The sequence below is a fragment of the Nocardia donostiensis genome (assembly GCF_002081715.1).
Classification (GTDB): Bacteria; Actinomycetota; Actinomycetes; order Mycobacteriales; family Mycobacteriaceae; genus Nocardia; species Nocardia donostiensis.
Genome location: NZ_MUKP01000043.1, coordinates 13,708 through 39,471 on the forward strand (window position 1 = coordinate 13,708; position 25,764 = coordinate 39,471).

Consider the following 25,764-nt stretch of genomic DNA (forward strand, 5'->3'; position numbering starts at 1 on the left):
GCCGGGGCCCGTGGGGGCGGAGCATGAACACGCAGAAAGTGCTGGCGTGCTCGCGTGCGGTGGACGTGCCGTCACGAGTGCGGGCAGATGGTCGGACGAAGGCCGGACGTGTGGTTGCGCGGCGCGTGGTGCGGGGAGCTGTGTTGTATACGGCGCTGGTGGGGGCCGCGTGGTGTGCGCTCGCTCCGATCCTGTGGGCGCTGTCGGGCTCGTTGAAACGCGATGGCGAAATCACCGACCCGGTGCTGATTCCGCCGCAACCGCAGTGGTCGAACTACAGCGAAGTGTTCGAGCTGCTGCCATTGGGCCGGATGCTGCTCAACACCACCGCATACGCACTGTGCGTGACCGCCGGACAGCTCTTCTTCTGCTCCCTCGCCGGATACGCGTTCGCCCGCTTGCGTTTCCGCGGCCGCGATACCCTGTTCCTGGCCTATCTGGCGACCCTGATGGTGCCGCTGACGGTGACCGTGATCCCACAGTTCCTGCTGATGCGCGCGTTCGGCTGGGTGGACACCCCGTGGGCGATGATCGTCCCCGGCCTGTTCGGCAGCGCGTTCGGCACCTACCTGATGCGCGAGTTCTTCCGCACCCTGCCCGTCGAACTCGAAGAAGCGGCGATCCTCGACGGCTGCACCACCTGGCAGATCTACCGGCTGGTGCTGCTGCCGCATGTCCGTCCGGCGCTGATGGTGCTGGCGGTGCTCACCTGGATCACTGTGTGGAACGACTTCCTGTGGCCGCTGGTGATAATTCAACGCAACGATATCGCCACAGCCACCCTGGGTTTGGTTCGGTTGCAAGGCCAATACCACACGCAGTGGCCGATTCTCATGGCGGCCGCGATGGTGATTCTCGCACCGCTGATCACGGTGTATGCGATAGCGCAGCGGGCGTTCATCAAAGGGATCGCGCTATCGGGTCTCGGCGGTCGATGAACTGGCGTGTTGGCGAGGCAAGTACGCGGAGCAATCCAACGCGCCACCATGAGTTTTCTCGCGGTGGCGCGGAGGTATTCATCGGATTGTGCACACAGGCGCTGCCCCGTTGCGGACCGACTGAGCGATAGTTCGGTGCTGGCATCGTCGCCGGTCCCGTGGCGTCTACTGCCCGCGATACGTTCCGAAACTCCAGTGGTTACCTTCCGGATCGGCAACGGTGAACCCGCGCGAGCCGTAATCTTCGTCCTTCAGTCCGCGCACGGTTTCCGCGCCGGCAGCGACGGCCCGCTCGTAGAGCGCGTCAGGGTCATCGCAGACGACGTACACGGATTCGGTGCCCGGCACCCGGCGGTCGGGAATCCCGCCTTCCCTGCCTGCGCTGCCGAACATGATCCCGCCGCCCAGTGGCCAGCGCAGCTCCCCGTGCTCGACCACCGACGGGTCGTCCTCGCGGGTGTATATCGCGGTCAGCTCGAAACCGAACGCTTCGACGAGGAAGTCGGACGTGGCCTTCGCGTCCCGGAACCCGAGGCAGGGCCACACGGTGGGCAGGGTTGTGGTGGTGTTCTGTGCTGTAGTCATGGTTCCAGCGTCACTCGTCCTCACCCGCCACGTATTGGACGGATGGAATCTCCCCGGCCAGCCATGACGTCGGGCTGCACCCGGCGAGTTCGGCGAAATCCCGGTTCAAATGCGCCTGGTCGTAATAGCCGCAGACCGCCGCGACCTGGGCGATCGTGATATAGGAGGGAGTGCGTACCAGTATCTGCTTCGCCCGCTCGAACCGGGCGATCCGCGCCGCCAGTTTCGGGCTCAACCCGAATTCGGCGCTGAACCGCCGCGTCAGATGCTGCCTGCTCCAACCGACCTGTTCGGCCAGCGCGCCGATCGATGGCGCCCCGTCCGGGCCGACCACCGCCCGCCACGCCCAGGACAGCTCGGGAGTCACCAGCCGCTGCGGGTCTGCGAGACGGGTGAGCACCCGGTCGCAGGCGGCGAAGCGGTCCGGCCATGCCTGCGCATCGTGCAGTTCCTCCGCGAGCTGCTGCGCGACCGGCCCGAGGACCTGATCCAACTCCACTGTGGTGTTCCACAGGGCGCTCGCGGGCATCCCGAACAGTATGCGGCTGCCCAGCGGTGTCAGCTCGATCTCGACCCCCTCCTGGGTGCCGTTGTGCGCGATCAACGCAGGTCCCGGCTGTAAACCGCTCAGCACACAGCGATAGTTGTCCGGCAACTGCCGGGCATCGGTCTGCCCGACAACGTCGATGGTCGGCCCGATCGCCACGATGAACGTCATATGCCGCGACGGCAGCCCCCGATGCAGCCCCGGCTCGAACCCGGTCATGCAATACCCGACATACCTATCGATGAACGCGGCCAGCATCGGCGCAGGCCGGGCCGTCACCCGCTGCGACGTCGGCTCCATGCGCTCACCTTAACCACCCGGCCGACGCATATGCGTCGGTACGCATAAAAGCGCCCAGTCGGAGGCGTATGCGGAGGTACGCAGGTCGCATGCCCGGTGACTAGGCAGACCGCGCGGCCGTGCGAATACGGGAGAAACACACCAAAGCGCCTGGCCGGAGGTGAATACGGAGGTACACAGACCGCACGGTCAGAGCAAAGCGGTAGCTAGGCAGACCGCGCCCAGCCGCGCGAATGCGAAAAGGTAAACAGAAATGCGCATGGCCGGAGCGAATGCGGAGGTACGCCCGGAGCGAATGCGGAGGTACGCCCGCGTAGACTCTGGTCCTCGTGAGTCTCACCCTCGGAATCGTCGGTCTGCCCAACGTGGGAAAGTCGACGCTGTTCAACGCGCTGACCCGCAATGACGTGCTGGCCGCGAACTACCCGTTCGCGACCATCGAGCCGAACGTCGGAGTGGTGCCGCTGCCTGATCCGCGGCTGGACAAGCTCGCCGAGATCTTCGGCTCCGCCCGCATCCTCCCCGCCACCGTATCGTTCGTCGATATCGCGGGCATCGTCAAAGGCGCCTCTGAAGGCGCAGGCTTGGGTAACCAGTTCCTCGCCAACATCCGCGAAGCCGACGCCATCTGCCAAGTGGTCCGCGTCTTCGCCGACGATGACGTGGTGCACGTCGACGGCCGGGTCGACCCCGCCGCCGATATCGAGGTCATCGAAACCGAACTGATCCTCGCCGACCTGCAAACCCTCGACAAGGCAGTCGTTCGCCTCGACAAGGAAGCCAAGGTCAAAAAGGACCGCAAACCGGTCGCCGAAGCCGCCAAAAAAGCCCAGGAAATTCTCAATAGCGGCCGCACCCTGTTCGCCGCTGCCGGTGAAGTCGACACCGACCTGCTCAAAGAGCTGTCGTTGCTGACCACCAAACCTTTCCTCTATGTCTTCAACGCCGACGAATCCGTCCTCACCGACGCCGACAAGGTCGCCGAACTGAAAGCATCCGTCGCCCCCGCCGACGCCGTTTTCCTCGACGCCAAAGTCGAAGCCGAACTCCTGGAACTCGACGCCGAATCCGCCCTCGAACTCCTCGAATCCATCGGCCAGACCGAACCCGGCCTGCACGCCCTGGCTCGCGCCGGCTTCCACACTCTCGGCCTCCAGACCTATCTCACCGCAGGCCCGAAAGAAGCCCGCGCCTGGACCATCCACCAGGGCGACACCGCTCCCAAAGCTGCCGGTGTCATCCACACCGACTTCGAACGCGGCTTCATCAAAGCCGAAGTCGTCGCCTACGACGACCTGGTTGCGGCGGGGTCCATGGCCGCCGCGAAAGCCGCGGGGAAGGTGCGCATGGAGGGCAAGGATTACGTCATGGCGGACGGTGACGTGGTCGAGTTCCGGTTCAACGTGTAGTCGCGTTCCGGTTCGACGTTCAGCCCGGAGTAGACGCCACCTCGTCCACGGACGGGGCTGATCCGATCGGGGAGGAGCGGTCCCGGATTTGGTGCGCGTGGGCTGTCGTCCCAGCGGCCGGGAAACCCGCTGTTGAGGCGTTCCGGCCGGTCGACGACATCACGGAAGCGCCGCGAAGGCCTTCTTGGTGTCGCGATACCACCCCATCGCTTTCAGCGGACGCCTCCAGCGTCCCTTCATTTCCTCGTGGGCCGGTACATGGTCTTTGTCGCCATTGCGAGTGGCCTCCCGCAGGTGCCGATCCTGTGCCTTGATGATCTCGTCGGCGGTCTCCGCACTCAGCTCGAAGTCGCACGGACCACCCAGTTGTCGGCAGGTCATGGTCTTCACGGCGTTCTCCTCGTAATTGTTCTTACCTGTCGTTGCTCGGCAAGTCCTGTGGTACCGGGCCGCACCCGACCGGTGAAGATCTGTTTCCTGTCGGGCCTGAGGGCGGTCCCAACCCTGCCGATTATCGACACGGCCCGTGTCGATATGTGCATCTTGCGCCAACTCGGGATGCCTGTCAACGGCACGCACCGTGCCGGTATGCTCGATCCATGTCCGACTCGTCCACCGCACCGCGACGCCGCGGCGCCGAACGCACCAAAGAGCTGCTTGCCGTCACCCTTGATCTGGCCACGGAGGTCGGCTATCGGGGGCTGAGTGTCGAAGCCATCGCCGGGCGGGCCGGCGTCGGGAAACACACCATCTATCGGCGCTGGCCGTCCATCGCGGAGTTGTTGCTCGACGCGCTCAACGTCGTGTGGATCAGTGACCTGGACTACCGCACGTCCGGGTCTGTCCGGACGGATCTGCGAGAGCAGTTCGTGCGTTCCAGTCAGGCTCTCTCCACCCCGCCCATCGGCCCCGTCTACCGGGCGGTCATCGCCGAAGCCCAAGCCGACTCAGCACTCAGGGCGACGTTGTACGAACGATTTCTGGCCACGGTCGAACAGCGAACCATCGATCGGATCACCAGAGCTCAGCGCGACGGCCAACTGGTCGCCGACGCGAAGCTGGAATACGCCGCCGAGGTATTGTGCGGGACTCTCTACTACCGCTGGCTGCTCACGCCCCGCCCCGTCGACGAGAAAGCAATCGATGGACTCCTCGACATGTTCATGGCCGCATACGGAGTACGCGGAGCGCGCTCTTGAGGCCGAGATCGAGCCCGCGCAGACAGGGGCTCCCACGGCTGCTTCCACGCGGCATCGTGAATTCGCGTTATCTGTCCGGGGCGGTCGGCCCGACGTGGCTGGAGCGCCGACCGTGAGCGCATGCCGGGGCTCGCAAACGCTCCGCATCCGAGTGGCGACAAAGCCACGTCCACCACGGATAGGGCTACCCATCGGAGCGACGAGCGGCCTGCCGTGCTCGGCGAGGTGGCAGAGCGATAGACGATTGGTCCGTCATCGTCCCTGCTACCGTCGAAGGGGCATCCGTCTCTCTGGGCCGGTCGAGCTGTGCAGCTCCCGGTGACCGGGACACACCTTTTCCGCCTTCGAGAGCGCATGCACTTGCTACATGACGAAAACGAAGGACGCGTACGTGACGAACGGAAAACGAGTAGCAATCATCGGTGCAGGCCCCTCGGGCATGGCTCAGCTGCGGGCCTTCGAAACGGCAGCCCGCGCGGGGGCGGAGATCCCCGAGATCGTCTGTTTCGAAAAGCAGGCCGATTGGGGCGGTCAGTGGAACTTCACCTGGCGCACCGGTCTCGATGAGTACGGCGAGCCCGTGCACTCGAGCATGTACCGCAACCTGTGGTCGAACGGCCCGAAGGAGGCGCTGGAGTTCGCCGATTACTCTTTCGATGAGCACTTCGGTCGCCCCATCTCTTCCTACCCGCCGCGCCCGGTGCTGTGGGACTACATCGTCGGTCGATTGAAGAAGACGGATGTGCGCAAGTTCATCCGCTTCCAGACCATCGTGCGCTGGGTGGAGTACGACGCCGAGCGTGCAGCCTTCACGCTCACGAGCGAGGATCTCCCCACTGGAGAAATGGCGACCGAGGAGTTCGACCATGTGGTCGTCGCCAGCGGCCACTTCTCTTTCCCCAACGTGCCGAGTTTCCCTGGCATCGAAACCTTCCCTGGGCCCATAACCCACGCGCACGATTTTCGCGGCGCGGAAGCGTTAGAGGGGCAGGACGTCCTCGTCGTCGGCTCGAGCTACTCGGCTGAGGACATCGGTAGCCAGGCGTTCAAGATGGGCGCACGTTCGGTGACGGCGAGCTTCCGTTCCGCGCCGATGGGTTACGACTGGCCCGACGGCATCGAGGAACGCCCCACCATCAAGCACTTCGAAGGCAACACGGTTCACTTCGCCGATGGCACCTCGAAGCACGTCGATGCTGTCATCTTGTGCACCGGCTACCTGCACAAGTACCCGTTCCTTCCCAGCGAGCTTGCGCTGTCCTCCCCGAACAATGTCTACCCTGCCGGTCTGTACCGCGGTGTCGTGTGGCAGGACAACCCGCGCCTGGCCTACCTCGGCGCGCAGGACCAGTGGTTCACCTTCAACATGTTCGATGTGCAGGCCTGGTATGTGCGCGACCTCATCATGGGTCGCATCGCACTGCCTGGTCAGGCTGAACGCTCCGCATCTATCGCGCAGTGGCTGGCGCGCTTCGAGGAGATTTCCTCGGCCGCTGACGAGATCCACTTCCAGGCCGAGTACGTGCGCGATCTGCTGCAACAGACGGACTACCCCGAGTTCGACATCGATCGAGTCGTCGAGATCTTCCTTGCGTGGAAGCGCGACAAGAAGACCGACATCATGGGCTACCGCGACCGCGTCTACCGTTCGGTGATGACGGGAACCTTAGCAGCAGAGCACCACACGCCGTGGATCGACGAACTAGACGACTCCCTCGAGCGCTACCTCGCTGAAGAGCCCGCCGTGAGCTCACGGAACGATCCGCGAAGCTCTCCGGCTCCAGTTCGAGCTCCATCAGGATCGCGGCCGCATCATCGAGCAAGCGCTCCGCGGCCAGCGCTGCCTCGCGCGGCGAGACATACTGCGCAGCAACGGACGCGCTCTCACCGTTGACGTCCTGAACCGGCGTTAGCGTCACCCTGCGCCTCATCGGTAAAGCGCCTGATGGTCGAGCTCCGTTTCACCGTGTAGAAGCTGGGTGTTGTCCCATCGGGCCCTTCATCCGATCAGAGCTGGAACCGCTTCTCGAAGCGCACCGAGACGAAGGTTGAACGAGGGCGTACTGGGAACCACGAGAGTTGTGGGTCGGCTTCAGTTACCTCCGGCGGGCTCCGCGAAACCGACGACTTCGATGTCGCGGTTCGCGCCCGCCTCGACGCGGCTCAGTAGGTTTCCCTGAGACCTTCGGCGAAAAGTTCCTACCAGAGCTCACTGAGGGTGACGTATGAATGCCAGTGATACGGGCGGCGGCTATCCGCCTATCTCCTCTTTCGCCTTCCTCTCCGATATGCATACTGCGGCATTGATCGGCCCAGACGGCTCAGTGGAGTGGTTCTGCGTGCCCCGTTTCGACGGTGAGAGCATCTTTGCCCGTATCCTCGACCGAGAACGCGGCGGCGCCTTCTTTCTCGGTGTGGCAGATGCGGGTGAGCCCGCGCGGCGTTATGTCGATGACACCCTTGTTCTCGAGAGTCGCTTCCAGTCACCTACGGGGACGGCGGTTGCCTTCGACTTCCTGGCGGTGGGCTCTTCCTCCGGTGACGAGGGCGATAAAGAGCTCGCCGCCAGGCATGTGCTTGTCCGTACGGTGCGCTGCGAATCCGGTTCTGTCCGGGTCCGGCTCCGGCTCGACGCTCGTCCCGATTATGGGGCGAAAAGAACCCGCTGGGAGCGGCATGAGACAAACCTCTGGTGGGCGTCGGACCCGCAGTTGTGGTTGTCCAGCACGCTGCCGCTCGCTTCCGAGGGTGCGGAACTCTTCGCGTCAGCCGTGCTCGGTCCCGGCGAGGTGGTCGCTTTCGCCCTCGGCTATGCGGGCAAGGCCCCGCGCTGTATCGACGCGGCGGCGGCAGCGGACCTGCGGGAGGAGACTCGTCGCACGTGGCAGGAGTGGTCCGACCGCTGCTCCTACACCGGGATAGCCCGTGAGCAGGTGACGCGAAGCGCTCTGGTGTTGCGGGGGCTGGCCTTCGACGAAAGTGGGGCGTTGCTGGCGGCGCCCACGACGTCGCTGCCTGAGTGGATCGGCGGCGGGCGTAACTGGGACTACCGCTTCACATGGCATCGGGACGCCGCACTGCTGGTGCTGGCCCTCTATCGGTTGGGCCACGCCGAGGGAGGGCGGCGCTATAAGGACTTCCTCTTCTCGCTGGAGCCGGTACGTCAGGGGCGACTGACCCCGATGGCAGGTATCGGCGGCGAGCTCGACAGCAAAGAGCAGATCCTGAACCACCTCGAAGGCTACGCCTCCTCCAGCCCGGTTCGGATCGGCAACGAGGCGTTCGGGCAGGTGCAGTTCGAGTGCTATGGACACGTTCTCGACGCCGCCTATGTCTACTATCAGCTGACCGGAACCATGTCCGAGGAGACTTGGCCGATTCTGTGTCGGCTTGTCGAGACGATTTGCGCGCATTGGCAGGAACCAGACCATGGGATCTGGGAGATGCGAGGCGAAAAGCGCCACAACACTTACTCGAAGATGATGGCTTGGGTGTGCGTGGACCGTGGTGTGCGCCTGGCATCGGAGCTGGCAGGGGGAGCCGAAGTCGGCGAGGCGGAGCTTGCCGACTGGCGAAAAACCCGCGACGAGATCAAACGTGACGTGTTGGCACACGGCTACGACGAGGAGCGTGGCGCGTTCGTTCAAGAGTACGGCGGGAAAGCGCTGGATGCCTCGTTGCTGCACGCTTCCCTATTCGGCTTCCTACCCGGAGACGACCCCCGCGTCGTCTCGACCATCGACCGCGTAGCCGAAGAGCTCGCAGACGGCGATGCGCTGATCCACCGCTACGACCTCGGGCAGGTGGACGACGGGGTCGACGGCCCTGAGGGCGCCTTCCTCTTGTGCTCGTTCGACCTCGTCTCTGCCCTGGTCCTGGCCGGCCGTGCCGAAGAGGCCAAGTATCGCTTCGACCGGTTGCTGGAGTACGCGGGCCCGCTCGGTCTGTTCTCCGAGGAGGCGACCTTCCACGGCGAAGCGTTGGGCAACTACCCGCAGGCCTTCGCTCATCTTGCGCTGATCCAGGCCGCCATGAACCTCGACGCGGCGGGAGACGAAGACGCACTGCACGCCTGGGCCACCCGACGGGCGGATACCTGTTGAGACCGATTAGCGCGTTATCTCAGCGGGTATGCGGCCTACATCGCTCCCAGGGCTGGACCCGCGCACGCCCCAGGGGAAGGACACGATGGCGACGATCGGATATCACGCTTCGCACGAACAGATCGCACCGGCGCAATTGCTGGCGGATGTCGTTCATGCGGAAAGCGCGGGTTTCGAGGCAGCGATGTGCTCGGATCACATCGAGCCGTGGTCACATACGCAAGGGCATTCCGGTTTCGCGTGGTCGTGGCTGGGGGCGGCGCTTGCGTCCACCCAACTGAGGCTCGGCGTCGTCACCTGCCCCGGGTACCGGTATCACCCCACTGTTGTTGCGCATGCGATCGCGACACTCGGCGCCATGTTCCCCGGTAGGTTCTGGGCGGCTCTCGGCAGCGGTGAGTACATCAATGAGCATGTAACGGGCCGGCCGTGGCCGACGAAGGAGACCCGGCAACAGGTCCTCGAAGAATGCTTCGGGGTGATCCGGGACTTACTGCGTGGCGAGACGGTGTCTCGAGACGGAGCGGTCCAGGTGGATCGTGCCAGGCTGTGGGATCGCCCGCCGCAGCCTTCACCGCTGGTGGTGCCCGCGCTCTCACCGGGCACAGTGGCGCGGTTCGCCGCGACCGCAGACGGCTTCATCACGGTCAACCAACCGCGCGACACCCTGCGCGAGATGATCTCTGCGTACCGCGACAACGGTGGCACCGGTACCGCTGTGCTGCAGGTTCACCTCAGCTGGGCCCCCACCCAGGACGAGGCGGTTGCGCTCGCCCGGAACCAGTGGGCCACCAATGTCTTCGCATCCGAGATGATGGCTGACCTTGCGACACCAGAAGAGTTCGAAGCCCAGGCAAACGATCTCGGCGATGAGCTCGGCAGCGCGGTCGCCGGAGCCGTCTTCATCTCACATGACCCCGCAGTGCACGCTCAGCGGATCCAGCAGTATCTCGCACTCGGCTTCGACGAGATCTACCTGCATCATGTCGGCCAAGACCAGGAACGATTCATAGACACCTTCGGTGCCGACGTGCTGCAGCAACTGGACCGGTCCGTCTCCACGTCGGTGTGACCTGCTGCGGCGGCGGCATCGATGTGGAGCCGGGCCGCTTCGATGGTGACGGCACGTATCCGACCAGGCCGGTCGCGGAGGTCAGGACGATGGCGCCGTAGGTAGGACCAACTCGAGCTGCGGGGAAGCGTGCGGACGTGGAGACACCGGGGTTTGCGGTCACAGGTGCCGACCGCTGGTTCCGTTTGCGAGCAGCGGACGATCGGTGAGCTGGACCGAAGAGATATCGGAGTGCACGGTCGGCTCGTCATCGGTGGGCGTCGCCTGGTTGTCGCCGAAGTGGTCCGACCCGCGCACGCCGTTTCGCGTGTGATCAGACTCCTCCTCGGACGGGTTCTGATCGGCACTCGGATGCCCGGGCGCAGATTCCGGGCTGCCAGTCAGGCGCGGTGCAAGCTCAGCAGATCCCGGCGCGGCCGCCGGTTCCGACCCATCGGCCGCGATCGGTCCGTCCTGCTCCGCCTGGAGCGCCCGGTCGGAGCCATTCGTGGTCAGCGCGTGGCCCTCGCTCGTGGGCGCGGAGAACGTTTGCTGCCCATCGGGTGCGATCGATCCGGGGTGCGCCGCCGTTTTCTCCTCGTGTCCGGCAGACGTATTCGCTGCCGGTGCTGGTGCTGGTGCAGCGGAATGGCTCTGCTCGTGTCCGGTGTCGGAGGGTTCGGCGGGCTCCGGCGCCGGCTGCTCACCGGACCGTATCCGGACGAGCGTCTGCCGCAAAGCCGCAGCCAACCGGGCATCCAGCTCGGCTTCGTCCTGGTCGACAGCACCGGATGCTGCCGGGCGGCTCGGGGCCGTGCCGGGTTTCTGCGCGGGCGGCGTTATGGCCAGCCCCAGCTCGGTGAAGGCCGATACGGGCACCGGGGCTGCTGTCTGGTCAGCGGCCGCAGTGCCGGTACCGGCCGGAGGTTGCCCCGCTGCGGCAGCGGTCGCTCCGGCCTGCCCAGCGGCAGCGGGCACAGCGATCTCCTCCGTCGGCTGCTCAGCGGGATCCGCGGCCGCTGTCTCGGCCCCTACCGCGGAACCTTCACCGGGATGCTGAACCTGCGCACCCGCGTGCTCTCCGGGGACGTCGTCATCAACGGGTTTCTCCTCCGCTCGGCGAGCGGTCGAGGGCTGCTCGGTGAGGATGCTCGGCAGGATCTGGTTCGCGGCTCCGCCGACCTGGGTGAGCGCCGCCAACCGCGCTTGGAGGTCTTCGTGGTCGGGCACGGCGGCGGTGGCTTGTTCGATTGCACGCCCGTATCGCTCGGCTACGAGCCGGTGGGTGACGAGCGCGACGCCGATCATGATGGGTGCGATCGCGTGGATACCGATACCGGTGATGTCGCCCGTCTTGATGTACGGGAAGGTGTTGAGCGCGATACTCGCGGTCAACAGCACGCCTTCGACGGTGTAGACCTGCCACAGTCTGTCGATCACACCCCACTCGGCGGTATCGCCGGTGGACAGCATCAGCGCGACCAGCACGGCGCTGATCAGCGCTTCCAGGCCGTAGGACAACCACCACATCGGGTTGGTCACCCCACCCGTGGGCGCGATGTTCTGCTGCACGGTGACCGCGGAGAACAGCATTGCGAACGCCACCACACCGGCGAGCAGCCCCAGCACCCGCGGTTTGCGTTGATGCAACCGCGCCACTTTCGCGTGCGGACTGCTGCTGCGCCGCTGCTCCCCGATCGCCTGCGCGGCCCGCAGCAGATCCGCTGCCTCGCGTTCGGCCAGTTCGGAAGCCGTGCGCCGCACCCGTTCCGCGGCGTCGGCGGCCGCCTGGATACGCGCCCGCTGCTCGTTGCGTTCATGGTCACGCACCAGCTCGGCCAGCGCGCGGGCGTCGGCGAGCTCCCGTTCCGATAGCGCTTCCAGCAGCGCCGGATCGTCCTGGTGCGCCAACCGTTCATGCGCGGTCTGCACCCGATCCGGCAGCGCACCGGCCACCAGATCATCCACCGGCTGCTGCGCCGTCACGGGCGCGGGAGTTGTGAAACGACGGAACATCAGCAAAGCACCTTTCCGACGATGCAGTGTTCCAGATACCACGCCACAAAACGACATCCGGCCGCCAACGACTCCGCCGAACACGACCACTCAGAAGTCGTCACTCGAGCGCCTCGGCAGACCTCGTACGGGACCGCCAGGCTGAGCCAGCCACCGATCGCGGTGGTGAAGATACGGCTGAGCTGCTGATAGATCAGCGCGACGGCCTTCGCGAGGGACAGTTGTTCGAGCAGGACTCGTGTTGCGTCACATGGTGTCGCTGCTGCAAGAGCACTCCCGGCTGGCTGTGCCAGCTACAAGACCGAGCAGAGCGGAAGTACCGAATGACCGGCCGACGGACAGTGTTGACGCAGGACCGGCGACGCGTCCTCGGCATGGATATCGACAGCTGGTACCGATGAATTTGTGCGAGTGCCATCGTCAGCACCAAGGAACAAGGAACAACGACCGCTGCGCCGTGCGGAAACGGCCCACGCCGCCCGTAGCGGCAGGCAGCGCTGAACGGAAGGGCTCTCTCAGGTGTCGAATGTCATGTCCCGCGACGACCTCTGGGCGATGGCCCACGCCGAACGCGCGGCTCTGGCCGATGACCTGGCCGGCGTGAACGACGGGCAGTGGGCCCGGCAATCGCTGTGCGGACGATGGACGGTAGAGGAGGTCGTCGCCCACCTCACTGCCGCGGCGAGCGTCGGCAGACTTCGTTGGCTGACCAGCGTTCTCGGTGCCCGCTTCGATTTCGACAAGCACAACGACCGACGCCTGGCCGAGCATCGTGGCGCAACTCCGGCGGAAACATTGGACCTGTTCCGAGCGATCGTCCCCAGCACCACCTCGGCCTCGGGGCATACCGCGGCCTGGCTCGGAGAAGTCGTCGTTCACGCCCAGGACATTCGACGTCCACTGGGACTACCGCGCCTGCCCTCGATCGAAGCAACCACCGAGGTCGCCCGCTTCTACGCCAGCCGCAACTTCACTGTGCCCAGCCGCAGCAACACCGAGGGCCTGCGGCTCGAGGCGACCGACGGCCCGTTCAGCACCGGAACCGGCCCCTTGGTCAGCGGGACCACCATCGCCCTCACCATGGCGATGGCCGGAAGAGACACCTATTGCAATGACCTCTCCGGCCCTGGCGCACCTATCCTGCGCAGCCGCTGTACAGGAGCCTGAATTCTCGACCGCCCGCCACTGGCGCATATGCCCGTGGAGTACACCGGTACTCCGAGATCGGACCGATCAGGAAACGAGAAGCTCGGTGAGCAGCCCGCAACTAGCGTGGCTGTCACAACCCCACCCAGAGCTGTGAACCCGCTCTGGCCTGGGGTTACGAGACGAACCACCCGATCGGAGGAAGCGATGTCGGAAAACAAGCAGGCCGGCCGCCGGGGACGCAAGACCGGCACTCCTGGGGCGCTGTCACTGTGGTTCCAGCGAAAAATGAACACCCGCACAAACACCCGTATCCGGCGTAAAGGCAGCAAGTCCATGGGCATGGACCTGCTGATCCTGCACACGATCGGCCGCCGCAGCGGCCTGCCGCGGGAAACACCGGTGACCTGGTTCGCCGACGGTGAAGACGCCTGGCTGATCATCGCCTCGGGCGGCGGGAGCAACCATCCGGACTGGTACCGCAATCTGCTGGCGCACCCCGATCGAGCAGCGATCGAGATGCACGGCCACGACGCCGTGCCGGTGACCCCGCATCGGCTCGACGGCACCGATCGCGAGCGGGCCTGGCAGAGCATCACCACCGCCCAGCCCCGCTACGCGAAGTACCAGCGCAAATCTGATCGGGAATACCCGCTTATCCGACTCGCCCGGCGGTAACCGCTTTCGGGAACGCCCACCGACGAGCGATCACGGATAGTCGCGGCTCGTACGGTGGTAATGGTGCGCCAGAGCCAGCCGGCGGCCGGCGAGGAGGGTGTTGTGCGGTTGAGCGGGGACGAAGCGCGGGCGCGGTTCGCGGGGAGCCGGGTGGCGCGGCTGGCGACGGTTACCGAGGGGGGACTGCCTCATCTGGTGCCGATTGTGTTCGCGGTGGTGGGGGAGGTGATCTACACCAGTGTCGACGCCAAACCGAAAACGACTACGGCGCTGCGGAGGCTGGCCAATATCGCGGCGAACCCGGGGGTCGCTGTGCTCGCGGACCACTATTGCGAGGATTGGGCGCAGCTGTGGTGGGTGCGGGCGGACGGGGACGCCCGGATCGCCGGAAACGAGGAAGCGCGTACGGCTCTCACGCATTTGGCCCAGCGGTACCCGGTGTACACCACGCAGCCCCCGCCGGGGCCGATGATCGCGATCGAGGTCAGGCGGTGGTCGGGCTGGTCCGCGAGTTGAGCCTCGGCGGGATCGCGTTCATTCCATCGCGAAACGCAGCAGCGCCTGCTTGTCACCCTGCTTGATCTTGCCCTTGCGGTTGAGGACTTCCAGCTGCCAGACGTTGCCGTTGCGGAAGGCGCGGGCGACAGCGTTGGCGTTGTCGTTGCCGAGCAGCGACGGCCAGATATCGGCGACCTGCTGGCTGCTGCCGCCGGTGGCGTCGTACACCTTGAACGAAATATTGTTGGCTTTCTCGAAGGAGCTGCCCTTTTTGAAAGCCGCCGCGACGAAGATGATGGCGTCGATGCCGCCGGGAACATCGGCAAAGGTGACGGTGACGGTTTCGTCGTCGCCGGAGGCGGCGCCGGTCTGCTCGTCACCGGAATGCTGCACCGAGCCGTTGCCCAACGGGTCCAGCGAATCCAGCCCGGCGAACCGGACCGGCTCGCTGCCCTGCATGAGGATGGCGATCAGGTCCAGGTCGACACCGCGTTTGCGCCGAGCCCAGCCGAGCGGCCCGCCGCTGGCGCCCGCGGACGGATCCCAGCTCACCCCGACACTCAGTTTGGTGATCCCGGCCAGATCCGCGGCACCGTCTTCTTTTTTGAGCGTGATCATGAGATTCAGGCTACCGATGAGATCTGTTCCAGGTCGGCGGACCGCGCAGCGCCCGAAAGCGCTTGCTGTGGTACTCAGGTTGAGACAGGAAGGAGACAGATGATCGCCGAACAGCTGCCGTGCACCGACGGTGATGTGCGGGTGCGGCAACTACGCCACGACGATGCCGAGGCGTTCGCGCGCGGCACCGACGACGAAGCTGTCAAGAGGTACGGGCACCTCCCGCTCCCCGAATACACCCCGGAAATCGTCCGCGACCAGATCGACGGGGTGATCGCCGACGGGCTTGCCGACGGATCACTGGCGGTGCTGGCGATCGCCGACGCGGAATCGGATGAGTTCCTGGGCAGTATCGTGCTGTTCGATTTCAGTACCGACCGCGCCGAAGTCGGCTTCTGGCTCGCCCCGTGGGCGCGGGGACGCGGTGCGGCGCAGCACGCGCTCCGCGCGATCGCCCGTGCCGCAGCGGCACGCGGGTTGAGCAGGCTGGACGCCAGGACTGTTCCCGAGAACACCGGTTCGCGGAAAGTGCTGGAAGCCGGGGGATTCACGCAGGTCGGTGAGCCGACGGTCACTACAGCGCCGTCGGGAGCGGAGTTGACTTCGCTGGCATACACCTGTTCCCTGTCCGGCGCGTCGTAGGCGGCTACGGCAAGTAGCGACGTGCCGTAGAAAGGCCCTCACCTCTTGGTGACGTACCCGCGCTGCACCATCCAATCCCGCGCCACCTCGGCAGGTTCGCGGCCTTCGACATCCACCTGACGGTTGAGTTCGGTAATGGTCTCGTTGGTGAGCTCCGCCGATATGGGGGCCATGACTTCAGCGACTTCCGGATGGGCTTCGGCGAAATCCTGACGCATGACCAAGGCGGCATTGTATTTGGGGAAGTAGCTCAGGTCGTCGTCGAGGACCACCAGGCCGAGCGCGGGGATACGGCCGTCGGTGACCGCCACGGAACCGAAACGGCATTGCCCGCCGTCCGCGACGGAGGTGTAGACGAGAGCGTCTTGCACGATGTTCTTGCGGACGGTGTTGTTGTCGATACCGTATGCGGCGGCCATACCGGGGAAACCATCTTGGCGGACGTTGAATTCGGTGCCGACACAGGTGGTGGCCGCGTCCGGGGCCGAGTTCACCAAGCGCGCGTAGTCGGACAGGGTGCGAATACCTTGGGATTCGGCGGTGGCGCGGTTGGTGACCAGGGCGTAGGTGTTGTTCATCGGCGCCATCGCCGTCCACACCATGCCGTTTTCGGCGAGGTCGGCATCGCAGACGGCTTCGAACTGGCCGCGTTCGGTGGGGACCGGGATTTCGTTGCCCAGATAGTTCATCCAGCCGGTGCCGGTGTAGTCGTAGGCCAGGTCGATCTGGCCGTGCAGTTGGGCGTCGCGCAGACTGTTGGAACCTTGGATATTGGTCAGGTCACGCACGTCTGCCCCCGTCGCGACCATCGCATATTCGATCAGGTAGCCGAGAATGTTCTGTTCGGTGAAATCCTTGGATCCCACCGTGATCGGGACGCCCTCTAGCTCAGGCACCGGCTGGATACTGCCAGGCCCGACGCGCAACGGAACCGCCCCGCCGGACTCCAGGCCGCATCCGGCGAGCAACACCAACGCAGCCGCGAGCAAGAGCGCGACGCTCGCATGGAACCACGAGCGCGCCCGGTGTTGTTCGCGCGTCGCTCCGGTGATGTCTTTGTAGCGGTGTTCCGCAGGGGCGTGGATACGCGGCCGGTCGGAGCGCAGCGGGGGAGTGTTGGTCTCGGCTGCCGCGAGCTCGATCGGCGTATTGCGGCGCTGCTGATGGACGGGCAACGATCGCCGGTCTGCGTGTTTCATTTCAGCCCCCGTGGTCCGAGAAACTCCTCGGCCAGCGCGCCGAGCCAGTCCACCAGCAGCGCCAGCGCCACCGCAAGCACCGCACCGACCACCAGCGTCACGTTGTCACGCAGTTTGTACCCGGTGTCGATGAGGATGCCGAGGCCGCCCGCGCTCACCAGGAACGACAGCGTCGCGGTACCGACCGCTAAAACCAGCGAAGTACGCAGACCGGCGAGGATATAAGGAACGGCCAGCGGAAATTCGATGCGCCGCAAAACGGTCCGTGCCGACATGCCCTGCCCGCGTCCGGCGTCGATCAATGTCGGATCGACCTGCTGGTAGCCGAGGATGGTGTTGCGCAGCACCGGCAGCAGCGAATAGAAGGCGATCGGCGCCACCCCGATCCAGAAACCGGTCCGCGTGGTGACCAGGTAGAACAGCACGATCAGGCCGATCGCGGGAGCGGCCGCACCGATATTGGCGATACCGACGAAAACCGGTGCCAGCTTGCGATAACCCGGTCGCGTCAACAGTGTGCCCAACGGAACGGCCAACGTCACCACGATCACCACCACGATCGCGGTGATCAGCATATGCTGCCAGGTGACCTCCGCGATGTTGCGCGCATTGAGACTCGTCTGCTGCGTGACCGTCAACTCCCGGTTGAACGCCCACACCAGCACCCCGACCGCCAACACCAACACCAGCGCAGGCTGTAACAACAACCGCAGCCGCTCCGCTCGCCGCTCGGCAGCGGGAGAGGTGCGGGCGCCGACTGCGGTTGCCGTGCTCATCCGCTTCGGTCCTCGCTGCCACCCGACGGTCGCTTATCGGACGCGGTTGCAGGTTCCGTCGAGCTGCTCGCGTGTTCTTCCCTCATCTGCGACAGATGCCCGACGAGGGTGTCGATGGTGATCAGGCCGGCGTATTCGCCGTGGCGTCCGGTGACCACGGCGGTGGCGGTGCTTTCGGCGAGCAGGGCTTCCAGCGCGTCCTGGAGAGTCGATTGCAGCGAAACCACCTCGCCTACCGGATTGCCTACCGTTCGCAGCGAGCCCGCGTGCGCCAGCTGAGATACCGAAACCCAGCGCAGCGGACGCCGATGTTTGTCGAGGATCAACGCCATCGGCCGGTCGGCGCCATCGAGCGCCCTGCGTAATTCGTCGACCGGTTCGTCCTCGGCAGCGGTGCGGCATTCGCCCAGCTCCACATCGCGTACCCGGGTGAGGGTGAGTTGTTTGAGCGATGGGTCCGCGCCGATGAAACCGGCGACCGTCTCGTCGGCCGGGTCGGCGAGAACCGCGGCGGGAGTGTCGTATTGCAGGATGCGTGATTGTGGGCCGAGTACCGCGATCCGGTCGCCGAGTTTGACGGCTTCGTTGAAATCGTGGGTGACGAACACGATGGTTTTGCGCAGTTCTGTTTGCAGGCGCATCAGCTCGTCCTGCAGCAGGCCGCGGGTGATGGGGTCGACCGCGCCGAACGGTTCGTCCATCAGCATTACGGGCGGGTCCGCGGCCAAAGCCCTGGCTACCCCGACTCGTTGCTGCTGGCCGCCGGACAATTGGCGCGGGTAGCGGTTGCGGAACTCCTCCGGTGCGAGCCCGACCAGTTCCAGCATCTCGTCGACGCGCGCCGCGATGCGTGTGCGGTCCCAGCCGAGCAGTCCGGGGACGGTGGCGATGTTCTTACCGACCGTCATATGTGGGAACAGCCCGGCCTGCTGGATCGAATAGCCGATACCGCGCCGCAGCGCGTCCGCATCGATCGACAGCGCATCCCGGCCACCGATGGTGATGGTGCCGGAGCTGGGTTCGATGAGGCGGTTGATCATCCGCATCGTGGTGGTCTTACCGCAGCCCGATGGCCCGACCAGCACCACGATCTCACCCGCCGGGATGGTCAAGCACACGTTGTCGACGGCGGGATCACGCTGCCCCGGATAGCGTTTGGTGACCGAGTCGAGGACGATCTCGACGCCGGACACGGCTTCGGTGTCAGTCACGGATCCCTTTCGACGTGGTGAGACGGCCGACGAGCATGAGCACACCGTCCAACAGCAGCGCCAGCACGATGATCAACACGGTCCCGGTCAGCGCCTGCGGCACCGCGTTCGGGGTGCCGAGGCGCGACAGGCCGGTGAAGATGAGATTGCCCAGACCGGGGCCCTTGGCGTAGGCGGCGATGGCGAGGATGCCCATCAGCATCTGGGTGCTGATCCTGATCCCGGTGAGGATCGACGGCCACGCCAGCGGCAACTCGACACCGGTGAGCACCCGTAACCTGTTCATCCCGATCCCGCGCGCCGCATCGCTGACCGCCGGGTCGATCGTGGCCAGACCGACGATGGTGTTACGCAGGATCGGTAACAGCGCATACAGCACCATCGCCGTGATCGTCGGCGCCACACCGAGCCCGAGCAGCGGAATCAGCAGACCCAGCAGCGCGAACGACGGAACGGTGAGGATGATGCTCGCGGCCGCCGTGGCCAGCGACGAACCCAGCGGACTGCGGTAGACCAGCACACCGAGCGCCACCGCAACCACCGCACCCAGCAGCACCGACTGCACCACTGCCGAAACATGCAGGTAGGAGTCGGTGAGCAGCTGATGCCGCCGCTCCACAATGAACGTCCACAGCGTATCCAGTGTTCGTTTCCCCTCGTCGGCGCCGGGGTCAGTGTATCCAGCGGGGCCGTTCGGGGGTCGAGTTCCGAACCAGGCCGGGGTGCCGACGTCTCCACCTCCTCGGTGATATTCGGGCGCCGACCCGGAGCGGGGAGGAGCAGCTCGTGTTTCCTCCTGAGATGTACAGTGGGATAGCGGATTCGACCGGCATCTCCGGGGAACGGTTCGACGACCTGAGGTGTCTCGAGGTGTGGGTCGAAGAGGGAGGACGGAGACCGAGTTGGGTTCGTTTCAGCAGGGCGTGGCAAGGCAACCGGCCAGGGCGGCCATCGTCTCAGTACTCGGGATCGTCGTGGTGGTGGCGGTCCTGGTTGCGGGTGGGTTCGCGACATACTGGTGGCAGGGCCGATTCGGGGACGCGGCGATTACGGGGGAGGTACTGGACGAGTTCCCGGTTGTCCCGCGCGGGAGTCTTGACCCAGCGCAGGCGGCGGTAGTCGCGGTGGCGGAGCAGCAATTCGTCGACCCCGGCCCCGGCACGAAATACGCAGAGGGCGTCGTCGAACCCTGGTGTGCGGATTTCGTCAGCTGGGTGATGCGCGAGGCCGGTCTGCCGCTGGTGAACCCGAACTCCGGTTCGTGGCGGATCCCCGGCGTCTACACGCTGCAGGAGTACTACGAGGCCGCGGGTCGGTTCGAGCCCGCCGGGTCTGGTTACTACCCGCGTACCGGTGATGTGGTGCTCTACAGCGACGCCAGCCCGTTCGGGCAGCACACCAATATCGTGCTCGTGGCCGACGGCGACACCGTGACCACGATCGGCGGCAACGAACACGACGCGGTGCGGGTTCATCGGTTCGCTCCGGCCGATGTCACGGGCATCGTCGGGTTCGGGAGGCTGTAGCGGCTCGGGCGGCTGCCGTCGGCGTACCTGTCACCTCGATCGCGTAGCGTGTCGGTCTGTCAGTGGGAGGTGAGGGTCTCGGAACGACTGATGGAGCCGGTGGGTATGCGCGTGGAACCGGACTGGATCGACTACGCCGAATTCGGCAGGCGTTTCGTCACCCATGCGGTGAACTCCGCGCGTATCGAGGCCGCGATCGCCGGTATCGCGGGGCGCGGGATGACCTTCGGGCCGTTCTCGCTCGGCCCCACCGGGCTTGCCGGGTTCATGGCCGAAGGCAAAGTCGGCAGGCCGATGGTGGTTCATCGCGGTCCGCAGGTCACCTTCGAGGTGCGGATCCCAATTTCGCTGGCGCTGAAAGTGCTGCTCGGCGGTAAGAAACTGCGGGTGGAGACGATCGTCTCGATCGATCTGACCCTGAATGCGCGTACCGCCGACCCGCTGCTGATCGTCATCGATATCCCCCGCGTCCAGCCTGCGGATGTCCGCGTCGTGCTACGCGCCCAGGCTGTGGAATCGGTGGGTGAATGGCTGCTCGACCCGATCGCGGGAGTAGTGCAGCGTGAGGTCGCCAACCGGGTCAACACCATGCTGGCCGACCCGAGGGCACGCCGCGCCCGCATCTTCGATATCGAGGCCATCGTCGCGGGCGTGAGTTCCGCCCATCGTCACCGCACCGGATTCGACTGGATCGACTACGAAGAATTCGGCTGCCGTTTCTTCCCTCTCCTCGTCACCCGCGAGCGTGTCCAGGATGTGGTGCAGCGGTTGGCGGGTAGGCCCATCGAAATCGGCCCGGTGCGCACCGGGCCTCGCGACTCGGCCACGCTGACCGTGCGGGGAGCCGTCCGTGACCCGGAGGTCAGCGATGCCCACGGCGACGGGCAGGAGCCCCGGTTCGACCTGCGGATTCCGGTGTCGCTGGACATCACTGTCGATGTGCTCAAGGCCAACCGCTATCACGCCGATGTCGTGATAGCTCTGCGGTTGGTAGCGCGGGCCGCCGACCCGCTGCTGATCGTTATCGACGTGGCGCCGCCCTCGCCCGAGGACATCGGGCTGGAGTTCGCGGCGCACGGGGTGCGGGCTGCGACACTGGGCAAACTGGCCGGAATCAAGAAACAGGTGATCGCGCAGGTCGCCAAGGTGGTGCGCCGCGAGCTCGCCGACCCGGCGATCCGCACCATCGACGCAGGTGCTCGCATCGACCGCCTGGTGTGAACGCAACCGGCTGTGGCTCGAGTGGCGTTTGTTCCGCATGTTCCTGGCGTTTCAGTTGTGAATATGGTGAAATGAGTGCACGTTCGAGGCTCCCGGCGCGCGGATGCTTCAGGGGAAGGTGCGCCGGGCACGCTGCCATCCGATTCGGGGCGGTCGAAGGAGTCTGCGATGCGTTTTTCACTATCTCGGCGTGCCCTGTTCGGTTATACGGCCGCTGCCACGGCCGCCGGAACCGTGGGAATGAGCCTGTCCGCGCCGCGCGCGAGCGGAAAACCGCTCGGCACCCTGCTCGACTACGCAGCGGGAGTTCCCTCGGCAACCGCCATCAAAGAAGCCGGGTATATCGGCGTCATCCGCTATGTGTCCGATCGCCGTCCCGGCGCCGAATGGATGCAGGGCAAACCCCTGCTGGCGCGCGAGGCCGAGGCATTGAACGCGGCCGGGCTGACAATCGTGTCCTGCTACCAGTACGGCAAAGGCCCCACCGCCGACTGGCGCGGTGGCGAGGAAGCAGGTAAGCGGCACGCCGAACGCGGCCTCGAACTGCATCGAGCCGCGGGCGGCCCGGAAGGCCGGCCGATCTACGCCTCGATCGATGACAATCCCACGGCCGTCGAATTCGCCACCTTGATCCTGCCGTACCTGCGCGGCTGGCAGGCGGTGATCGGCAAGGAGAACACGGGCGTATACGCCAACTCACCCACCATCGACCTGGCCAGGGTCGCAGGTGTCGGTTCCTGGTTCTGGCAGCACGATTGGGGCACCCCCGAGGGTCATGTTCACCCCGCTGCTCATCTGCACCAGTTCGAAATCGACAAACGCACCGTGGACGGTATCGGCGTCGATCGGAACCACGCCCTCACCGCCGAATACGGCGCCTGGTAGCCGGCCTGGCAGCGCGATCAGATCTGGCAGCGTGGTCAGGTCTGGCAGTGCGCGGCGGGGGAGGTGCGCAGATCGGGTTCGTCGTCGGCGACGACTCGGAGGTTGGGCCGGGTTTCGGGGCAGGTGTGTTCGGCCCGCCAGGACAGCAGCGACCAGCGCGACAGCCCGGATAGTGCCGAACCGAGGCTGGCGAACGAGCCGGATGAGATCACCGAGCCGAACGAACCCACCGATCCGATCGACAGCACCGAACCGACGCTACCGATGGACAGGATCGAATACGCCGACCCGATCGACAGGATCGACCCTTCGGACCGGATGGACAGGATCGACCGGTTGGAGTGCCTGCTCCGGATACTGGCTCGGGATGCGCGGGACTTTATCGAACGATCGACTGTCGCCATGGGTTTCGGTCTACCACAGTCGCAGGGTATCCAGAAGTAGCGCGGCACTTCTGAGACCGATTCCCGTGGATTCGTTGCCGACTCGAAAGTGAGCTCACGCGTAAGGCCCGGCAGTGTCGACCGGGCCTTACGCGTTGTCCTGGGGTTCAGGCGACGCTGAAGAAACCGAGCGTCGGCAGGAACGAGCAGGTGCGCGGTGCGGAGGCCTCGTCGGCCTGGGTGGTCAGCGAGCCGCCGATCACGGCGACGATGCGGCCCGGGCCGGTATCGGCGATCGCCGAGAGGGTGGCGGGGCCGTCGGGGTTGATCTTCGCTTCATCGGTCAGCGGCTGCACGCCGGAGCGGCGGTTGTCCAGGTTGAGCCACTGTACGGTCATCGGCGGGTCCTGCACCTCGGTCGGTCCCTTGGTGCCCAGCGCGGTGAACACGAAGCCGGCCTGGCCTGCCGCCGGGCCGGGCGGGGGTAGCTGCGCGGGGCCGGGGACGGCCAGTGCGGTGCCGACGGAATCGGCGGAGTCACCGATGCAGCCCTTACCGATGGTCGGGTACAGGAACTGCGCGATGGCCGGTCCTTCTTCCGGCAGTTCGGGGCCGCCGCCACCGCTGCCGTCGAGGAACGTGATGATTCGCTCCAGCGTCGCCTTGATCTGCGGCGGGAGATCCACCGCATTGAGCAGCGCGCGGGCCTGATCCAGGATCACCTGCTGCGGGCTGGGCGCCGCTACCTGGGATGCGGCGATCGAACCGACGATGGCGGGGGTCAGGGCGGCAAGGGCGTCCACCGGGACACCTTCGGGAACCATCGGGACGCTGTTCGTCGACGCTGCCGACGCCGGCGCCGCGACAGCCGTCATCGGCGCCGCGAGGGAGGCGCTGGCTGCTATTGCCAGCGCGGACAATGCGATCCGCGATCCTCGGGAGCGAAGCACTGGTCTTGCCGTCCTTACCTCGGGTACATCTGGGCGACGCTGAAAAGCCGTCGTTTCGGTGGTCACTCTATGGACAACGCCCCACGTTGTACAGCGACAGGGCCGGATTCATCAGTGTGCGACGACCAGTGTTACCGGACAGTAGAGCTCGGGGGATGTTACCACTGGGAAGGTTGATGCAAATGTTATCGGCGCCCAGGGGTGCGTGGAGCCGCGCAATGCGGGCATTAATGTAGTCGCCAGCCCTCAACGCCAGTCGCCGATGCACCCGACCGCGGGTTCGGCCGACGCCCGGCCCGACTCGAAAGCCCGCTTAGTGAACCAGCAGAGCGCTCGGACCGACGCCCGTCCGTCCGCCGCATATTTCCGATTGGCCGTCGCGGCACTCGGTCTCACCGTGCTCGCCCGGCTGCTGTGGATGTTGTTCGCCCCCAACGGGATGAATCTGGTCGATCTGCACGTCTACGTCGACGGTTCCGCGGCACTGCTGACCGACCGCCTCTACGACTTCACCTATGCGGAAAAGACGCCCGACTTCCCGCTGCCGTTCACCTATCCGCCCTTCGCGGCTGTGGTGTTCTTCCCGCTGCACTATCTGCCGTTCACGCTCGTCGCGGTGCTCTGGCTGTTCGCCATCGCCGCAGCGCTGTACTGGGTGGTACGCATAGCCTTCGAACTGCTGCTCGGCGCGGACACCGCACGGCAACCGGTGTGGCGGACCGCGGCGATCGCCTGGACCGCAGTCGGACTGTGGCTGGAACCGGTGCGCACCACGATCGACTACGGGCAGGTCAACATCTTCCTGATGCTCGGGGTGATGCTCGCGGTGCGCAGCACACGCTGGTGGCTGTCGGGTTCGCTGATCGGAATCGTGGCCGGGATCAAGCTGACGCCCGCGATCAGCGGCCTGTACTTCGTGGCACGCAGGCGCTGGGCAACTGTGGTCTGCTCGGCGGCGGTGTTCGGGTCGACGGTCGGGTTCAGTTTCCTCGTCGCCGCCGAGGAAACCCGCACCTACTTCGGCACGCTGCTCGGCGACGCCGACCGTATCGGACCGGTAGGGTCGGTGTGGAATCAGTCACTGCGCGGCGCATTGAGCCGGATGCTCGGCATCGATGTCGAAACCGGGCCATGGTGGATTGCCTCGGTGCTTGTGGTTGCGCTGCTGGGCTGGCTGGCCTGGCGTGCGTTGCGCCGCGACGATCTGCTGGGCACCGTGCTGGTTGTCCAGTTGTTCGGGTTGCTGGTCTCGCCGATCTCCTGGTCGCATCATTGGGGCTGGTTGCTGCTCGCGGTGCTGTGGCTGGTGTACGGGCCGCACCGCGACGTTCCCGGCGCGCGGATACTGGCCGGTTTCTGGCTGCTCACCCAATTGGTCGGGGTGCCGTGGGTGCTGTCGTTCTTCCAGGACTCGATCTGGACCATTCCGCGCCCTGCGGTGTTGTCCTGGTTGGGCGCGGTGGACGTCATCGGGGTACTGGTGCTGTTCGGCTGGATGATCTGGTCGGGGCGTGTGCTCAACCAGGCTGGGCAGCCAGCTGATTTATCTCATGCGCCATTGCCACATCCTGTGCCGTCAGGCCACCGGCCGAATGAGTCGACAGCGTGAAGGTGACCTTGCGCCAGCGGATATCGATATCGGGATGATGGTTCGCGGCTTCGGCTGCGGCCGCTACCCGGCGCACCAGTTCGATACCCGCGGGAAATGACGGGGCCTCGATCGTGCGAGTAATGGCATCACCGGAACGCGTCCATTCCGGAAGAGTGGTAAGTGCCTCGGTCAATTCGGTGTCGGAAAGCAGAGGGGTGCCCATATGAGCTGTCCTACCCCGGTACGCCGTGTTCATGCCACTGCTAGGGAGGCATGGAGGTGCTGATGAGGG

26 protein-coding genes are annotated in these 25,764 nt (G+C 65.5%); 14 read left to right on the plus strand and 12 right to left on the minus strand.

The genetic code is table 11. The features are described from left to right. Positions 1–23: 23 nt before the first annotated feature. Positions 24–938, plus strand: coding sequence for a carbohydrate ABC transporter permease (locus B0T44_RS21625; RefSeq protein ID WP_081512501.1), 915 nt, complete (start codon positions 24–26; stop codon positions 936–938). Positions 939–1,103: 165 nt separating this feature from the next. Here B0T44_RS21625 and B0T44_RS21630 read toward each other — a convergent pair whose 3' ends face one another. Then, positions 1,104–1,523, minus strand: a complete 420-nt coding sequence (locus B0T44_RS21630) for a VOC family protein (RefSeq protein WP_077114614.1) — start codon at positions 1,521–1,523, stop codon at positions 1,104–1,106. A gap of 10 nt (positions 1,524–1,533) precedes the next feature. Next, on the minus strand, positions 1,534–2,370 hold the full coding sequence (locus tag B0T44_RS21635) for a helix-turn-helix domain-containing protein (RefSeq protein ID WP_077114615.1): 837 nt from the start codon (positions 2,368–2,370) through the stop codon (positions 1,534–1,536). A 329-nt stretch (positions 2,371–2,699) separates the two neighbouring features. Between B0T44_RS21635 and ychF the strand changes: the two genes are divergently transcribed. Further along, complete coding sequence (ychF, locus tag B0T44_RS21640) at positions 2,700–3,779, plus strand: redox-regulated ATPase YchF (RefSeq protein WP_077114616.1); 1,080 nt, start codon at positions 2,700–2,702, stop codon at positions 3,777–3,779. Between the two features lie 159 nt (positions 3,780–3,938). Here the strand turns inward: ychF and B0T44_RS21645 are convergent, their stop codons facing one another. Then, on the minus strand, positions 3,939–4,160 hold the full coding sequence (locus B0T44_RS21645; protein ID WP_254854128.1) for a DUF1059 domain-containing protein: 222 nt from the start codon (positions 4,158–4,160) through the stop codon (positions 3,939–3,941). Positions 4,161–4,378: 218 nt separating this feature from the next. Here B0T44_RS21645 and B0T44_RS21650 point away from each other — a divergent pair, with 218 nt between their 5' ends. The 4 genes from B0T44_RS21650 (at position 4,379) to B0T44_RS21665 (ending at position 10,153) form a co-directional block, all read left to right on the plus strand. After that, a complete protein-coding gene (locus B0T44_RS21650; RefSeq protein ID WP_077114618.1) occupies positions 4,379–4,978 on the plus strand; it encodes a TetR/AcrR family transcriptional regulator in 600 nt (199 codons plus the stop codon). Between the two features lie 367 nt (positions 4,979–5,345). Beyond that, entirely contained in the window at positions 5,346–6,872 is a 1,527-nt protein-coding gene (locus B0T44_RS21655; RefSeq protein ID WP_081512503.1) for a trimethylamine monooxygenase, read from the plus strand. Positions 6,873–7,203: 331 nt separating this feature from the next. Beyond that, complete coding sequence (locus tag B0T44_RS21660) at positions 7,204–9,081, plus strand: glycoside hydrolase family 15 protein (protein WP_077114619.1); 1,878 nt, start codon at positions 7,204–7,206, stop codon at positions 9,079–9,081. Positions 9,082–9,166: 85 nt separating this feature from the next. Continuing rightward, positions 9,167–10,153 carry a TIGR03885 family FMN-dependent LLM class oxidoreductase gene (locus tag B0T44_RS21665; RefSeq protein WP_077114620.1) on the plus strand — a complete coding sequence of 329 codons (987 nt, stop codon included), beginning with the start codon at positions 9,167–9,169 and terminating at the stop codon, positions 10,151–10,153. A 159-nt stretch (positions 10,154–10,312) separates the two neighbouring features. Here the strand turns inward: B0T44_RS21665 and B0T44_RS21670 are convergent, their stop codons facing one another. Beyond that, positions 10,313–12,148 (minus strand): hypothetical protein, encoded by a 1,836-nt coding sequence (locus B0T44_RS21670; RefSeq protein WP_077114621.1) that lies wholly within the window; start codon positions 12,146–12,148, stop codon positions 10,313–10,315. 531 nt (positions 12,149–12,679) lie between these two features. On the opposite strand from B0T44_RS21670, the gene B0T44_RS21675 reads away from it, so the two are divergent. From B0T44_RS21675 to B0T44_RS21685, 3 genes are all read left to right on the plus strand, one after another. Then, positions 12,680–13,315, plus strand: a complete 636-nt coding sequence (locus B0T44_RS21675) for a maleylpyruvate isomerase family mycothiol-dependent enzyme (RefSeq protein WP_245838992.1) — start codon at positions 12,680–12,682, stop codon at positions 13,313–13,315. A 186-nt stretch (positions 13,316–13,501) separates the two neighbouring features. Continuing rightward, complete coding sequence (locus tag B0T44_RS21680) at positions 13,502–13,972, plus strand: nitroreductase family deazaflavin-dependent oxidoreductase (protein WP_077114623.1); 471 nt, start codon at positions 13,502–13,504, stop codon at positions 13,970–13,972. A 108-nt stretch (positions 13,973–14,080) separates the two neighbouring features. Next, entirely contained in the window at positions 14,081–14,488 is a 408-nt protein-coding gene (locus B0T44_RS21685) for a TIGR03668 family PPOX class F420-dependent oxidoreductase (protein ID WP_077114763.1), read from the plus strand. 18 nt (positions 14,489–14,506) lie between these two features. On the opposite strand, the gene B0T44_RS21690 is transcribed toward B0T44_RS21685, so the two are convergent. After that, the gene (locus B0T44_RS21690; RefSeq protein WP_077114624.1) at positions 14,507–15,088 is read right to left on the minus strand and encodes a TerD family protein; all 582 of its coding nucleotides are present in this window, start codon (positions 15,086–15,088) and stop codon (positions 14,507–14,509) included. Positions 15,089–15,187: 99 nt separating this feature from the next. Between B0T44_RS21690 and B0T44_RS21695 the strand changes: the two genes are divergently transcribed. Continuing rightward, on the plus strand, positions 15,188–15,730 hold the full coding sequence (locus B0T44_RS21695) for a GNAT family N-acetyltransferase (RefSeq protein ID WP_077114625.1): 543 nt from the start codon (positions 15,188–15,190) through the stop codon (positions 15,728–15,730). A gap of 38 nt (positions 15,731–15,768) precedes the next feature. Here the strand turns inward: B0T44_RS21695 and B0T44_RS21700 are convergent, their stop codons facing one another. Genes B0T44_RS21700 through B0T44_RS21715 form a run of 4 tightly spaced genes read right to left on the minus strand, consistent with a single transcriptional unit; the run spans position 15,769 to position 19,559 of the window. Continuing rightward, the gene (locus B0T44_RS21700; RefSeq protein WP_254854117.1) at positions 15,769–16,929 is read right to left on the minus strand and encodes a glycine betaine ABC transporter substrate-binding protein; all 1,161 of its coding nucleotides are present in this window, start codon (positions 16,927–16,929) and stop codon (positions 15,769–15,771) included. Next, positions 16,926–17,705 carry an ABC transporter permease gene (locus tag B0T44_RS21705; RefSeq protein ID WP_077114626.1) on the minus strand — a complete coding sequence of 260 codons (780 nt, stop codon included), beginning with the start codon at positions 17,703–17,705 and terminating at the stop codon, positions 16,926–16,928. Before B0T44_RS21705 ends, B0T44_RS21700 begins: the two co-directional genes overlap by 4 nt. Next, positions 17,702–18,916 (minus strand): ABC transporter ATP-binding protein, encoded by a 1,215-nt coding sequence (locus B0T44_RS21710; RefSeq protein ID WP_077114627.1) that lies wholly within the window; start codon positions 18,914–18,916, stop codon positions 17,702–17,704. Before B0T44_RS21710 ends, B0T44_RS21705 begins: the two co-directional genes overlap by 4 nt. Next, positions 18,909–19,559 carry an ABC transporter permease gene (locus B0T44_RS21715; RefSeq protein WP_077114628.1) on the minus strand — a complete coding sequence of 217 codons (651 nt, stop codon included), beginning with the start codon at positions 19,557–19,559 and terminating at the stop codon, positions 18,909–18,911. Before B0T44_RS21715 ends, B0T44_RS21710 begins: the two co-directional genes overlap by 8 nt. A gap of 280 nt (positions 19,560–19,839) precedes the next feature. Between B0T44_RS21715 and B0T44_RS21720 the strand changes: the two genes are divergently transcribed. From B0T44_RS21720 to B0T44_RS21730, 3 genes are all read left to right on the plus strand, one after another. Beyond that, positions 19,840–20,442, plus strand: coding sequence for a CHAP domain-containing protein (locus B0T44_RS21720; protein WP_077114765.1), 603 nt, complete (start codon positions 19,840–19,842; stop codon positions 20,440–20,442). Between the two features lie 105 nt (positions 20,443–20,547). Further along, positions 20,548–21,663, plus strand: a complete 1,116-nt coding sequence (locus tag B0T44_RS21725; protein ID WP_254854118.1) for a hypothetical protein — start codon at positions 20,548–20,550, stop codon at positions 21,661–21,663. Between the two features lie 168 nt (positions 21,664–21,831). Beyond that, complete coding sequence (locus B0T44_RS21730) at positions 21,832–22,548, plus strand: DUF1906 domain-containing protein (protein WP_077114630.1); 717 nt, start codon at positions 21,832–21,834, stop codon at positions 22,546–22,548. Between the two features lie 35 nt (positions 22,549–22,583). Here B0T44_RS21730 and B0T44_RS21735 read toward each other — a convergent pair whose 3' ends face one another. Both B0T44_RS21735 and B0T44_RS21740 read right to left on the minus strand, forming a co-directional pair. Continuing rightward, a complete protein-coding gene (locus tag B0T44_RS21735; RefSeq protein ID WP_077114631.1) occupies positions 22,584–22,952 on the minus strand; it encodes a hypothetical protein in 369 nt (122 codons plus the stop codon). A 146-nt stretch (positions 22,953–23,098) separates the two neighbouring features. Beyond that, positions 23,099–23,881, minus strand: coding sequence for an Rv1157c family protein (locus B0T44_RS21740; protein ID WP_077114632.1), 783 nt, complete (start codon positions 23,879–23,881; stop codon positions 23,099–23,101). Positions 23,882–24,143: 262 nt separating this feature from the next. On the opposite strand from B0T44_RS21740, the gene B0T44_RS21745 reads away from it, so the two are divergent. After that, positions 24,144–25,490, plus strand: a complete 1,347-nt coding sequence (locus tag B0T44_RS21745) for a mannosyltransferase (protein WP_077114633.1) — start codon at positions 24,144–24,146, stop codon at positions 25,488–25,490. On the opposite strand, the gene B0T44_RS21750 is transcribed toward B0T44_RS21745, so the two are convergent. Further along, positions 25,399–25,695 carry a 4a-hydroxytetrahydrobiopterin dehydratase gene (locus B0T44_RS21750; protein WP_077114634.1) on the minus strand — a complete coding sequence of 99 codons (297 nt, stop codon included), beginning with the start codon at positions 25,693–25,695 and terminating at the stop codon, positions 25,399–25,401. The two genes, B0T44_RS21745 and B0T44_RS21750, sit on opposite strands and share 92 nt — an antisense overlap. Between the last annotated feature and the right edge of the window lie 69 nt (positions 25,696–25,764).